This is a genomic window from Vibrio sp. V10_P2A27P122 (assembly GCF_963874335.1).
Lineage (GTDB): Bacteria > Pseudomonadota > Gammaproteobacteria > Enterobacterales > Vibrionaceae > Vibrio > Vibrio anguillarum.
The window spans coordinates 1-14,216 of record NZ_CAWNHY010000302.1 but is presented as its reverse complement, the minus strand read 5'-3'; the positions used below and the strand labels follow the sequence as shown (position 1 = coordinate 14,216).

12 protein-coding genes are annotated in these 14,216 nt (G+C 45.0%); 1 reads left to right on the top strand and 11 read right to left on the bottom strand.

Features of this window, described 5'->3' with window-relative positions:
• Window positions 1–100: 100 nt before the first annotated feature.
• Complete coding sequence (locus AACQ17_RS16795) at window positions 101–991, top strand: LysR family transcriptional regulator (RefSeq protein WP_017046755.1); 891 nt, start codon at window positions 101–103, stop codon at window positions 989–991.
• 45 nt (window positions 992–1,036) lie between these two features.
• Here the strand turns inward: AACQ17_RS16795 and AACQ17_RS16790 are convergent, their stop codons facing one another.
• The 11 genes from AACQ17_RS16790 to AACQ17_RS16740 form a co-directional block, all read right to left on the bottom strand.
• Complete coding sequence (locus AACQ17_RS16790) at window positions 1,037–3,652, bottom strand: ExeM/NucH family extracellular endonuclease (protein ID WP_094148101.1); 2,616 nt, start codon at window positions 3,650–3,652, stop codon at window positions 1,037–1,039.
• A gap of 306 nt (window positions 3,653–3,958) precedes the next feature.
• The gene (locus tag AACQ17_RS16785) at window positions 3,959–4,723 is read right to left on the bottom strand and encodes a substrate-binding periplasmic protein (RefSeq protein ID WP_094148099.1); all 765 of its coding nucleotides are present in this window, start codon (window positions 4,721–4,723) and stop codon (window positions 3,959–3,961) included.
• 161 nt (window positions 4,724–4,884) lie between these two features.
• On the bottom strand, window positions 4,885–5,322 hold the full coding sequence (tnpA, locus tag AACQ17_RS16780) for an IS200/IS605 family transposase (protein WP_094148097.1): 438 nt from the start codon (window positions 5,320–5,322) through the stop codon (window positions 4,885–4,887).
• Window positions 5,323–5,503: 181 nt separating this feature from the next.
• Window positions 5,504–6,520 (bottom strand): tryptophan--tRNA ligase, encoded by a 1,017-nt coding sequence (gene trpS, locus AACQ17_RS16775; RefSeq protein ID WP_013855895.1) that lies wholly within the window; start codon window positions 6,518–6,520, stop codon window positions 5,504–5,506.
• Between the two features lie 154 nt (window positions 6,521–6,674).
• Entirely contained in the window at window positions 6,675–7,361 is a 687-nt protein-coding gene (locus AACQ17_RS16770) for a phosphoglycolate phosphatase (RefSeq protein ID WP_026027427.1), read from the bottom strand.
• Window positions 7,362–7,456: 95 nt separating this feature from the next.
• Window positions 7,457–8,131: a ribulose-phosphate 3-epimerase gene (gene rpe / locus AACQ17_RS16765; protein ID WP_013855893.1), complete on the bottom strand. Its 675-nt coding sequence runs from the start codon at window positions 8,129–8,131 to the stop codon at window positions 7,457–7,459.
• A 112-nt stretch (window positions 8,132–8,243) separates the two neighbouring features.
• Window positions 8,244–9,074 carry a Dam family site-specific DNA-(adenine-N6)-methyltransferase gene (locus AACQ17_RS16760; RefSeq protein WP_013855892.1) on the bottom strand — a complete coding sequence of 277 codons (831 nt, stop codon included), beginning with the start codon at window positions 9,072–9,074 and terminating at the stop codon, window positions 8,244–8,246.
• 69 nt (window positions 9,075–9,143) lie between these two features.
• Window positions 9,144–10,643, bottom strand: a complete 1,500-nt coding sequence (locus AACQ17_RS16755; RefSeq protein ID WP_094148096.1) for an SPOR domain-containing protein — start codon at window positions 10,641–10,643, stop codon at window positions 9,144–9,146.
• Window positions 10,644–10,691: 48 nt separating this feature from the next.
• Window positions 10,692–11,780, bottom strand: a complete 1,089-nt coding sequence (aroB, locus tag AACQ17_RS16750) for a 3-dehydroquinate synthase (protein ID WP_026027894.1) — start codon at window positions 11,778–11,780, stop codon at window positions 10,692–10,694.
• Between the two features lie 23 nt (window positions 11,781–11,803).
• Window positions 11,804–12,325, bottom strand: a complete 522-nt coding sequence (gene aroK / locus AACQ17_RS16745; RefSeq protein ID WP_010317691.1) for a shikimate kinase AroK — start codon at window positions 12,323–12,325, stop codon at window positions 11,804–11,806.
• Window positions 12,326–12,511: 186 nt separating this feature from the next.
• Window positions 12,512–14,203, bottom strand: coding sequence for a type IV pilus secretin PilQ (locus tag AACQ17_RS16740; protein WP_094167685.1), 1,692 nt, complete (start codon window positions 14,201–14,203; stop codon window positions 12,512–12,514).
• Window positions 14,204–14,216: the final 13 nt, after the last annotated feature.

Sequence of the window (14,216 nt, the reverse complement as noted above, 5' to 3'; positions counted from 1 at the left end):
GGTTTATATCTCTCTAATTAGAGCTGTCATTATTTGATGAATGACAAAGGTTGACTAGATAACAAAACAAGAACGAAAGGTTACCAATAAGGGAACAATTATGTTGAGTGAGTTAAAACGTATTGCCATTTTTAATAAAGTGGTTGAATACGGTTCGTTTACCTCGGCTGGTGAATCGTTAGGCATAGCAAAATCGAAAGTGAGCGAGCAAGTTAGCTTGCTAGAATCACATCTTAACGTACGTTTACTGCATCGCTCTACCCGTAAAGTTAGCCTAACGACTGAAGGGCACGCATTTTATCAACATACCAATGGCCTCTTACCGCTGGCAGAAGACGCGCTACGGGCCGTCCAGCATTTGTCTACCGATGTGGCAGGCGTGATTAGGATCGGTACAACCATTGATGTCGGCAGCTATATTTTAAGTCCGCTGATTTCAACATTTTCTGAGAGTTACCCCAATGTGCTGTTTGATATTCAACTCGAAGATGGTTTACAAGATCCAGTAGCCACACAATTAGATGTGCTGATCAGAATGGGTGAACTGACATCTTGCTCAATGGTTGGCCGCGAATTAATGCCTTTTAAAATGGGGATATACGCCAGTAAAAAATACTTAGCTAGTGCACCTTTATTAAGGAAACTACGAGATTTAGAGCAGCACCCATGGGTTGCGTTAACTTTATTGAATCTTCCTCAAGATAAAGTCACGCTAATCAATCCAAAGGGAGTGAGATGCGACATCAAAACCCGCCCTAAACATATCTGCAATGCGCCGCTTGGTGCGATGTCAATGGTACAACAAGGCATGGGGATCGGCTTGATTGCCAATTTTCTCGCTGACGAAATCAATGATCCTAACCTCGTCAGGCTTTTTCCAGATTATTATCTATCAGATAACACCATGAACATTCTTTACCCGAGCCGTCACCACCTTGCGCCACGAGTAAGGCTATTTATTGATTATTTAATTGAAAAAATCCGAGCTTGAGCAAAACAAAAACGCCCCGTCAGTTAACGGGGCGCACTTTAAGCCTTAACGACGACGTCGCCACATACCAAAGCCGAGTAATGAGAAGAGTGCTCCTAGGCCGAATGAACCGCCATAGATGTTCAGTTCTAACACGGCAGGATCATGATCAGATGCGCGGAAATGATCTTGATATTTGGGCAAATCACCTTTGAATTCACTGTTGTAATCAAACAGTGTCGATTCACCACCGTTGATGTGCCAGTCGGTCGCATCCACTACTTTGCCTTTCAAACTTTTGCTGACCAGCAAATGATCCAGTGCGCCAACTTCATCATTAAATGAGTAACTCCAGCTCTCTGGGTGTTTTATCGCCACAGCGTTAAGGTACCCATAATTGTGAGTAATCAACGCGCCATCATCACCAAATTGAGGAGTACCTGCAATGTAAGTGTTACGTGCCGCACGAATGGTTTTGCCATACTTCTCTGGGCTGTAGTCGGTCAATACAAGCATCGGGTCTTCCATACCGTAAGAGTTCATATCACCCAAAATGACTTTATGCCCTTTTATTTTTTGTAACGCTTCACCTAAAGCAACTGCAGCTGCGACACGGAATTGTTCACATGCACCTTGAAAATCAAGATCTTTGCCGCCTTGCCCACCTTGTTCAACTGGTGCAGCATCTTCCCAACATGCCGAACCCTTGGATTTTAGATGGTTAACCGCGACGGTAATTTTCTCATTGCCACCTTTAACTTTGAAGGTCGGTGCAAGCGTGTCACGCTGGTAATTTTTACCATCTTCAATCACTTTGCCTTTGTCATCCAACACTTCTGGTGCTTGCTGGCTTGGCATTGGAATTACACGATTCTCTGTCAACTTCACTACTTTTTCACGATAAATCACTCCTGTAGTGATCACATCCGTGCCAATAGAATCAAGTTCATCGGTCACGCCATCATTATTTGAGTCAATCGCGACAAAACGGTAATGCTTTTTCTTATCCGAGATCTGGCTGTTGATCTGATTGACCAATTGCGCAATCGCCGAACCTGCACCGAAACCGTTATTCTCAATTTCCATCAAACCGACAATATCGGCATCCAAACGTACAATCGCATTAACGATCTTCGCTTGCTGCAATTCAAATTCTGCAAGGTTATTAGCACCACGATTATCACCATGCTGATTTGCATCACCGCCAAACGGCGAGTTGAAATAGTTAAGCACGTTGAATGTGGCAATGCGCAGATCGCCTTCATCGATATCCGGTTTCTCGCTGCGAGGATCATTGCGCACGAAATTCTCTTGGTTGAGCGAATTAGTCACAATCAGACGATATTCGTTGTAACCGTATGAGAGCACACCTTCTAAACCTATGATGCTGTCATCAATGCGGATGTAATCTTCCGTCGAACCATTTTGATCAATATCACTGCGACCAAACTCTGGGTAGTACGGAATTTGACCATCGGCGGCTTTCGCATCTGATTCAATAAACACGCGGCGCTGCGCGTTTTCGATGCTCTGCTGTTTGGCTTGCTCAGAGCCCGCAGCGAATAGCTGGTTCGGTTGCATGTTAATACGACCTTGCGCTAACACCATGTTATTGCGACGAGAAGCATAGTCATAACCAAAGGTGCGCGTCACACGCATATCCAGCTCTGGTGTGGTTTTTACCAACATGCCTTCATAACGCTCTAATGTGTGCTCAAAGTTCTCATCGGTGGGCAAAATCTCTATCGCGGTCGCTTGTGGAGCCTCTTGCTCACCTTGTTTTAGCCATTGGTTGTTTTCGACTTTAAGCTGTGTGAGGTTGTAATACTCCTGTACTTTACCTTTCACACAAACCACATCCCCCGGTTTTAAACTTGAACTTGATTGATCGGTAAAAACAAACAAACCTTCAGAGGTATTTAAGTTGTAATCATCTTCCAACGCTTGCAGATAAAAACCTTTAGTCAACCCTGTGGTAATGGCACTCACGACACCTTTGACAAAATATTCTTGGTCGGTGATGTAAGGGTAGCCACTAATGAGAGGAGAGGTTTGCCCTTCGCCTTGGATCGCTTGAATAGAGGTAAAGGCGGGCTCAGATCCCTCTTGAGTACAGGTAAATTCAGCCGGTGGCTCAACGGCATCGAGTGCGCCTAACCCTTCAATATTATCCTTGCCTAACGCGCTCCACTGCGCAGCTTGATAAGCCGCTGAGGGCGTGAGGCTATCGCTATTACGCACTAAAGTGGTATCCTTGCCCCAGTTAATGCCGCCCATCACTCCCAACACATCATGTACGCTACCATCACTGTTTAGCAGTGCCACCGGATCATCACCGTTAAAATTAATCACCGAGCCATCATTTTCATCACTCACCGCTTGGATAGCACTATTGGCGCTGACATGAGAAATCACTAACACATCGTTCGCGGCAATTACTCGCCCAGTCAGGGGCAACTGTGTATCCCAGTTCCCACCGCCATTGCTTGATTTCGCTAAAATGAAATTGTCTAAACTGAAAGATGCATTGCTAGTGTTAGCAATTTCGATGGCCTTATTGAAGCTGCTGCCTTCTACATACTGAGAAATAATAATCTCAGCTTGAGCTGATACAGCCAATGTGGAGCTTATCGCCGCAGCGAGTAATGTTCGGCCAAAGGGTTTAATTCGTGTCGATTCCATTGTTCACCTCTTTCCCTGCTCTGTAACCGAAGTGGTAAGCAAGGTGTTGTAAATCACGTTTATAAAGGGGATTGGTTCCATTTGCGCGTACAGTGTTGTGTTTTTAAATGAAAGATAAAAACATTCACCATTCATATCGAGATCAACATCGCATAGCTAGAGCAAATACTTGAACTAAGCGCAAACTTTCAACAAAGAAGGTAAAGGGGGTTTTCGACAGTGGTATTGCAGTAAGGTGAAAAGTCTTATTTTTCTAAAAAGAAAAGCAAACAAGGTGCTCCGTACACGACAAACACCTTAGTTCGATTATTGTGGCTGGCTAAAAGAGAGGTAACGATCAAAGACCGCCTGCGCGCGACCAGTTTGCTGCGCATCGAGAAAATAGTCATTAAGCTGATTTAACAGCGGCATCGAATTTTCTAAGCTACGGCGAACTTGCACGTGGTACGGCTTGTTTCTAGCGAGAAAATGATGAATGATTGGCCGATCAATTTTATATAGACCCAACTGAATTCCACCATAAATGGGTTCAATTTCACTCACAAACCAATCACACCGCTCTTTTTGCAGCATATTCAGCGCTTGCTGTACGGAATTTAAATAGAGAGAGGGTTCTCTAGACAGTGCAAAATTCTCATAATTAAAGCCATTAACTCCGCATAATACGCCATCAACGGATAGGTCTTTTAAATCTTCATGGTTGTCTGGCAGCGTAAAATAACCGAGTTGGATCGTATAAAGCGGGACCGAAAAATAGCTGTACTCAGCCCTTTCTGCGCGATAACTTGCATCCCATGTCAAATCGCAGCGACCGCGCTCTTGCGTCAGTTCATGTTGGACTCGCGCCCAAGGCATAAAATAAAACTGGTAATCGATGTTGTGAGATTTTAATGCGTCCAACACCAGAGTTGTGGCTGAGCCAGTCAAGGAATCGGCTTTTTCTTGATACGAGCTTCCCTGCCAATAGGTGAACGGGGGCCAAACATTCACATCACCAACACAAATACGAACTGGATCTGCGGCGGCGGCACTACAGATGAACATCAATCCTAATAACAGCAGTCGTCTCATGTTCAAAACTCATCATCATGGTTATGATTTAAAGTGTAGACCTAAGCCTACAATACAAAGAGAAAGATCAAATTTTATTAAGCAGAAGTAAAAGTAAAAATCCGCCTTCTTAGAAGGCGGCTTTGGTTTACAGCCCCCTGAAAGGGGGCATCCTCGCGCTGTTAGTTCATCTTCAACTCTAACTGCGCCTTATATTCTTGAGCTTTCTTGTCTTGGTGTCTGACGTACCGTCTGATGATTTCTTCATTTACGCCAACCGTATCGACAAAGTAACCTCTTGCCCAAAAATGATTCCCCCAGAGCTTCTTTCTTATATGGGGGAATTTGTTAAACAACCGAATTGCCGAACGTCCTTTCAACACTTCCATCAACGTTGAGATAGAAACTTTTGGTGGAACTATCACAACCAGATGAACATGATCCGGCTGAACATTTAGTTCCAATACCTCACAATCTTTCATATTGCATAAAATATAGATTGAGCGATAAAGCTCCTTACCTACATTCCCTTTCAGGATCTTGAATCTGTATTTCGGCGTCCAAACTATGTGGTATTTACAACGCCAATGGACATGTGATGAACTTCTGTAGTCGCCCATGTTTTTTGTTTCCTCTTACTTGTGGTGAATAAGAGGTTTACTTCTAACATGGGCACTTCTGCGGGCAATAGCCCCAAGGTTCAATCACCACCGCCCAAGGCGGTGGTTTAGGGGTGACAAATAAAGCTAGGAAAACCTAGCTTTATTTAATGCGAAAGGAGTTAGATTGTCGCAGGAAAAACTAAGGACGCTCGACAAACCCTACCGCTTTAAATGCTTTTTTCAAAGTGATCGCAGCGCGAGCCGAGGCTTTTTCTGCACCCGCTTTCATTACTGAATCAAGATACGCGCGATCTTCTCGAATGCGCGCGTATTCAGCTTGAACAGGCTCCAGCATGGCAACCAGCGCTTCGCCAACATCTTTCTTGAAAGGGCCGTACATCTCAACACCTTGATATTGCGCTTCAATCTCAGCAAAGCTTTTGCCTGTCGCCGCAGAGTACAAACTCATCAAGTTGGAGATGCCCGCTTTGTTTTCGGTATCAAAAGCGATGCGTGGTGGCGTTTCAGTATCTGTCTGAGCCTTATTAACCTTCTTGATAATCGACTTTGGATCTTCCAGCAAAGTGATGACATTCTTACGGTTATCATCTGACTTAGACATCTTTTTCGTCGCATCTTGCAGGCTCATTACTCGCGCGTTCACTTGAGGAATGTAAGGCTCTGGAATGGTGAAGATCGGCTTTTCAGGACTATAGATGTTGTTAAAACGAGTCGCGATATCTCGCGCAAGTTCTAAGTGCTGCTTTTGGTCACTGCCCACGGGTACTTGGTGCGCGCCATAAAGTAGAATATCGGCCGCCATCAACACAGGATAACCGAATAAGCCCGCATTCACATCGTTCGCATAACGTGCTGATTTGTCTTTGAACTGAGTCATGCGGCTCAATTCACCCATCTGCGTGTAGCAGTTGAGAAGCCAACCCAATTGAGCATGCTCTGGTACGTGTGACTGAACAAATAGCGTGCTCTTTTTAGGGTCAACACCAACTGCAAGACAGATTGACAACGCATCTAACGTGGCTTCATGCAGTGCTTTCGGATCTTGACGAACCGTGATCGCATGCAGGTCAACCACGCAGTATTGACAATCATAGTCATCTTGCATCTGTTGCCATTGACGTAGAGCACCCAAATAGTTACCGATACTTAGTTCACCTGACGGTTGAACACCACTCAATACAATGGGTTTGCTCATAGGGATGATTTCCTTGCTACTTAAAATGAGATAAGACTGAAAATGTCTGTGAAAAAAACCGCGCTTATTCGCTAAGTGATACTTGATTTAGCGATAACGCGGTTTATGCAGTGTACTCATTGACGAGTATTTTACTAGCGCATTGTGTGAACTTTTATGCTGAAACTCGCAACACATCAAGCAATTGGTCGATACAGTCCGCCACGTAATCAGGGTTGGAAGCTGAAATGGGCTCACCGTGATTGTAGCCATAAGTCAAACCAAACGAATAACAACCCGCATTTTTAGCCGCTAAAATATCGTTTTTCGAATCCCCAACCATCAACATTTCCTTGGCCGTTAGTTGATGTTTATCCAATAGCCAGTTAAGCGCCATTGGATCAGGTTTTTTGATCGGGAAGGTATCACCACCAATCACATCACTAAAAAAGTGCTCAATACCATGTTGTACCAATACGTCAGGTACAAACTTAGACGGTTTATTGGTCACCAAAGCTAATGTGAATCCAGCACTGTGTAGCTGCGCTAAGGTTTCTTTCACTTGGGGATATAAATGGCTCAGTTTATGGCCCGTTTGGGCATAAAATTCATCAAAACGCTCACGAGCGGTGGCTTTGATCTCATCGCTAAGATCAGGGTTGATGGTTAAACTTTGGCTAAGTGAGCGAGCGATCAGCACATCTGCACCATTGCCGACGTAATCACGCACTTGCATTTCTGATACTGATGAATAGCCTAACGATTGTACCGCTTGGTCGGCGGCTACGGCTAAATCTGGCACGCTGTCGAGCAAGGTACCATCGAGATCAAAGGCGATTAATTTAATTGAGCTTAAAGACATCTTAACTTCCGAATAATAGACAAGGGGCACAAAGCCCCTTGTTGCGTTATAAGTATGTTGCGTAGTGATTATTGAGGTGTAGTCAGTATTATGACTTAGCGCGCCACTTTGGCTAATTCTGCGCGCATCTCATCAATCACCGTTTGGTAATTAGGTTGACCAAAAATAGCCGAGCCTGCGACAAACATATCTGCGCCCGCTTGTGCAATTTCACGAATGTTATCGACTTTGACTCCACCATCAATTTCAAGGCGGATATGACGACCCGATTGCTCAATCAATTGACGCACCGCGCGCAGTTTATCCAACGTATGCGGAATAAAAGATTGGCCACCAAAACCAGGGTTAACCGACATCAGCAAAATGAGGTCCACTTTATCCATAATAAATTCGAGATGCGCAAGTGGCGTAGCTGGATTGAGCACTACACCCGCTTGGCATCCGTGCTCTTTGATCAATTGCAATGTGCGATCAACGTGATCAGAAGCTTCCACATGAAAAGTGATCATCGAAGCCCCTGCTTTGGCAAAATCAGGAATAATGCGATCAACTGGTTTCACCATCAGGTGAACATCAATCGGTGCCGTAACACCATAGTCACGCAGCGCCTTACAAATCGGAGCACCAAAGGTCAAGTTGGGAACGTAGTGGTTATCCATTACATCAAAATGGACAACGTCTGCCCCAGCGGCAAGCACTTTCTCAACATCTTCGCCAAGACGAGCAAAATCTGCTGAGAGTATAGATGGGGCAATTAGGAAATCTTTCATACCTGACCTCTTAGGCTAGTGGGCGCAAATGCGTGATGAGCAAAATTCGCCCGCAATTCTACCTAAGCTGGCCAAGATATCCTAGCGCGACACCCGATTTAACTGCGAAATGTTAACCTTCGCATTCCGCTGTATTGAACAGCGCCAACAACTCATCTACTTTGTTGCGCCCTGCTCCATTACGGCTAATGGTGCGCTTAACCTTGACCACGTTAAGTTCTGCACCATGATATAAACGGCGCGTTAACTTAGTGTCATGATTGGAAATCAGTACCGGTATGCCACGATCATTGGCGGCTTTTTCGGCGACATCGGCCAATGAGGCTTGATCATCCAATGAAAAGCCATTACCAGAATAAGAAGTAAAATTGGCGGTAGTAGAGAGTGGCGCGTATGGCGGATCGCAATAGACAACACAGCCCTTGCGAGCACGACGAAACGTCTCTTCGTATCCTTCGCAAATAAAGGTCGCTTTCTTGGCTTTCTCGGCAAAAAACTCCAATTCTGCTTGCGGGAAATAAGGCTTTTTGTAGGAACCAAAAGGCACATTGAAACCGCCTTTTTTGTTGTAGCGACATAAACCATTAAAACCAAAACGGTTCATGTATAAAAACGCCAACGAACGATACAGTACATCATCGGTTTTATTGAACTCTTTGCGAATATCGAGATACGCTTCTTTACGGTTGTTATCGGCAGTGAACCAACGCTTAGATTCGGTGATGTACAGTTCAGGTTGATCTTTGATCAGGTTGTACAAGTTGATGAGATCAGGATTGATATCGGCCAACAAATACTGTTCAAAATCAGTATTGAGGAACACAGAGCCAGCACCAACAAAGGGTTCAACCAGTTTACGCGCTGGTGGCAGGTGACGTTGAATCTCTTCGACTAGGCCATACTTACCACCAGCCCATTTAAGAAAGGCACGCTGCTTCTTCATTTACTGCTCTATCTTTCAACCACGAAATAAGGCTGCGGAATGTAACATATTTTTGCGTCAAGCTCAGCGTTATTTCGCACGATCAATCTCTCGCTGTACTTGGCTGAGCGATTTGGCCCAAGGGCCTTGCAATTGCAACGCTTTCGGTAAGGTTTCAACGGCATCACGCGCAAACTGGATGGTTGGATAATTACCATAAGTGATGATGTACCACTCCACATCATTGCGTGCTGTCGGATAAATACGCACCTTTTCTTGCAGCGCGTAGGTGTTAAGAAAGTTTTGCGCTTCAGCAAGCGAACTGACCGCCGCTAATTGCAAAGTATAACTGCGTGGCGAGAAGGCTTTGAGTTCTTCTCTCGCAAAGGAGAAGGTGATTTTCGTTGGCGCAGCAGCAGTGGCAGTCTCACTTACGGGCACAGTTTGCGCCGTGCGGTTTTGTGCATCAGCAAGTGCATTATTAATCACTGACGTATCGGCTTTGGTCGAATTGCCTTCCAAAAGCGCATCCACAACATCAGACTCAATCACCACTCGTTGCTGATCGCTGTCAATTATGCCCACGCTCTCTGAATTCTCCATCACATCGGGTGGTAACGAACTGGAATCATCTTCAGCATCTAAATAACTCGGGTCACTTTTCGCAAGCTCCTTCCCATTATTGGCGGCGTCAGTTGCTGAATCATCGTTAAGCGTATTGACTGTTGGTGCAGCAGCATCCCCGAGCGTCGGAATCACCGTCTGCTCGAGTGTGCCTGTAATTTGCGACGCTTGCTCATCTGGTGAGGGCTGGGTAAATAGCCACCAGTAACCACCACCGATGATGAGCAGAAGCAGTAAAACCAAGGCAGCGATCTGCACAGGAGAACCGATAATCGAACGGATGATGATCCTTTTTTCCATTTTCTGCTCTCCTAATGCCATGATTTCCCCAGGCACGCGTTTCACCTTTTTGTAAGCGTTGCGTACGCGGCGCTCCATCTCATCGGGTACATAACGCATGACCAGATTTTCAAAAAAGCGATCCGCTTCTTCATTGCTTAGGGCTTCAATCTCAAGCTCTACGGGTTTATGCTCTTGTCCGTAGCTTAAACGAGTCAGCAAAGCATCAAGACTATTGGCTTGTGCAAATAATACGACATTGATGGTCCACAATGGATTGGCTTGTGCTTCTAACACCAGCATCCATAGCTCAGACACTAAGGTTTCAGAGAGTAGATGAGCGTCATCGACAACAATCACCACATCACAACCGCCACCATCAAGCAGGCGAGCTAAGCTGTCAGAAAGTGTATCGTGAGGATTAAATAACGGGCCTGAAACGATTTGGGTAAGAATGGTCGCTCGACGCTGCTGGTCATCTTGATTGGGATGACACAGCAACAGCGATTGGTTTTTATCTTCGGCCCACGCTTCTAAATAACGCTGCGCTAACCAAGATTTACCAAAACCTAATCCACCACCAACGGTAATGACATTTGAGCCAAAATTGGTCAATAATTGCAAACGCTCAAGTAGCTCGACTTGCGAATCTAATTCCAATATACGTAATTCATTCGCCAAACTCATTAGGCCGTCCTACTGACAGACAACTGTCAAATTAGTATCAATGAAGATTTACAGGGTGCGGCAGAAGTCAATCGCTTGTTCAATGACCGCTTCGGGTACACCTTTCACTACTTGTGATGTACCAATACTGGTTGGTAGCACCAAACGTAGTTCGCCTGAAAGCACTTTTTTATCACGCATCATGTGTTGCATAAAGTCAGAAAACGACATGCTTTCGGGCGTATGAATCGGTAAATTTGCTCTTTTGAGTATAGAAACAATCCGCTCAACTTGCTGATCGTTAATTAAACCTTGTAACTGCGCCGTTTTAGCGGCCATCACAGTTCCGGCAGAAACCGCTTCACCGTGTAGCCAATTACCATACCCGAGCTGCGCTTCAATCGCATGACCAAATGTATGACCTAGGTTCAACAACGCGCGAATTCCCGACTCTTTTTCATCTTGAGCGACCACATCGGCTTTAATTTGACAGCAGCGAGCGATGGCATAACTTAGCGCTTGCTCATCTAAGGCGTAGAGTTTATCGAGATTCTCTTCCAACCAGACAAAGAAATCATGATCGTAAATGATGCCATATTTGATCACTTCCGCCATACCAGCGGCAAATTCTCGCGCAGGTAAAGTCGCCAAACATTCAGTATCAATAATGACGGCTTTCGGCTGATAAAATGCACCAATCATGTTTTTACCTAAAGCATGATTGACTGCGGTTTTACCGCCAACGGAGGAGTCCACTTGCGAAAGCAGCGTGGTCGGTATTTGGATAAAATCGACTCCGCGCTGATAACAGGCTGCGGCGAATCCAACTAAATCACCAATCACACCACCACCTAAAGCGATGATCACCACATCACGGCTGTAATTACCTTCCAACAGGTAACTCATAACCGTATTAAATGTATCTAAAGTTTTGTACTGCTCGCCATCTGGCAGTTCAAGCAAGGAGACATTACAAGCATGCGGTGCAAGAAGGGCGAAGATTTTATCCGCGTACAAAGGCGCGATCGTCACATTACTGATGACGACGACTTTTTGTTTGGCCGATAAGAAAGAAAGGAGGGCCGGATCATTAAATAATCCGGCGCCAATTGAGATTGGGTAGCTACGCTCATCTAAACTGACCGTAATCCGTTCCATGGTTTGCACTCCAAATAAAGAACTTAGGAATGTTCTTCTAGCATTTTTACGATCTCGTTGGCTACCACTTTTGCACCTTGATCGTCAGTACGAACCGTAAAATCAGCGATCTCAGCGTAAAGATCGTTACGTTCATCAGCCAAGCATTCTAAGACTTCACGTGGATTGTCTGTTTGAAGCAATGGCCGTTTTTTGTCACGGTTCGTGCGTGCAAGTTGTTTTTCAATCGTCGTTTCAAGGTAGACCACAATACCACGAGCAGATAAACGATTACGGTTTTCTTTACTCTTAACAGAACCACCGCCTGTTGCGAGTACAATACCTTGTTTCTCGGTTAGGTCATTAATTACAGCTTCCTCACGTTTACGGAAGCCCTCTTCACCTTCGACGTCAAATACCCATGCGATATCTGCGCCTGTACGCTCTTCAATGACTGTATCTGAGTCTAAAAACTCCATATGCAGTTGTTGAGCAAGATGTCTACCAATTGTACTTTTGCCGGCGCCCATTGGGCCAACAAGGAAAATATTGCGTTTCTCAGCCATGTTTAGCAGTAATTTACAACGTTAATTCAATGACATCGCCACAAGATTAGCCAGTATAATACTGACCGTTAAGACGCTCGTGGCACCTATTCCTCACAGATGATTCGTGATAAGACCCGAAATTATCTAGATATGGTGCCACTAATGCAACTTTATTTTTTAACCAATCGCAATATCAGCCGTAAGTTATTGAATGACGACTTTCGGTGTCACGAAAATCAGCAGCTCACTTTTGCCCACTTGCTCATAGGAACGGCGGAACAATGCACCAAGTAATGGCAAATCACCAAGTAATGGCACCTTATCTACCGTATTGTTGACGCTATGTTGGAATATTCCACCAAGGACCACGGTTTCTCCATTATTGACCAATACTTGAGTGCCAATACGCTGAGTATTAATTGCAACCGCTTCTCCCGTCCCTGTTTTTACAATATCCCCAGGCCGGTCTTGAGTGACACTGAGATCTAACACTAAACGATTATCCGGCGTTATCTGCGGCGTTACTTTTAAACTCAGCACCGCTTTTTTGAAGGCGACTGTCGTTGCCCCGCTGGAAGAAGACTCCAGATAAGGGATCTCCGTACCCTGCTCGATATAAGCGGGTTTCTTGTTGGTCGTAATCAAACGAGGGCTGGAAATGATCTCCGCTTTCGACTCACGTTGCAGCGCTGAAAGCTCTAAATCCAACAACATATCCGACCCCAACTTAGCCACTTGGAAGGCAATACTTGAGGCGTTAGCAGAGGTCGCCGCTAAGTTTACGTTAAGGAAGTCATCAACGGGCAATGTGCTTTCCCCCAATTTGCCCACTTGGAATAAATTACTTTCAATACTTCCGCCTGCGGTGTTGTTGCCATTGGTCGAAGTAAAGCCCCAGCGTACGCCAAGTTCATCCAAATTACCTTCGTTGACCGTAACAATGCGCGCTTCAATCTGTACCTGTTTGACCGGGATATCGAGCGATTCAACAATTTGGCGTATCACCACAATATTCTCAGCCAATTCACGGATCAGCAGTGAGTTGGTTCGCTCGTCGATACTGATGGAACCTCGCTCAGACAACATGCTGACCGCCCCTTCACCGCCAATCATCTGCGCAATATCAGACGCCTTAGCAAAATTAATTTTGATGATTTCAGAGCGTAGATCGCCCAACTCTTCAGCCAAACGTGCCTTTTCAAGCTGCTGCTTTTCACGTAAATCCAACTCTTCTTTAGGTGCAACTAAAATCACATTGCCGTCAACACGCTTATCTAATCCCTTGACTTGCAAAATGATATCGAGCACTTGCTGCCAAGGCACGCCATCAAGCCGTAGCGTCAGGTTACCAGTGACCGAATCTGAGACGACTAGGTTAAACGCGTTATAATCTGCGATAAGCTGCAAAACATTTCGCACAGGAATATCTTGAAAGTTAATCGAGATAAGCTTGCCCTCTTTCTCAAGAATGCTCTTCGGCTTAGGTTTTTCTTGTTCTTTCAGTTTGCCAATCACCACCTCAAGGTATTTCCCTTTCAAGCTGTAATCATACTTAAACTCGCCATGAATGGTCGCCAGTAACTGTGTACTTGGCTCTTTGCGCAATACCTCGATACTCTCAACAACGGTTGCAAAATCTTTGACGTCCAAGACATACAGTTTCTCATTGGAGACATCCGTCTTAAGCAGTTCAATTTGTAAACCGTCAGCCACTTTCTGCACATTAACTACTGTCGAAGGTGATGCGAGTTCAACAATCAATACAGCGTCTTTGTTTTTATTGACTCGAAAATCAATGCCTTTAAGCTCGTTGGTCTGCGTCGTTTCTGCCGCCACACTTAGCCCTGCCACACTCAATAATAAGCCAAATAAGAGGCTCCGAAATACCATAGTCATTTGTGTCTGTAGT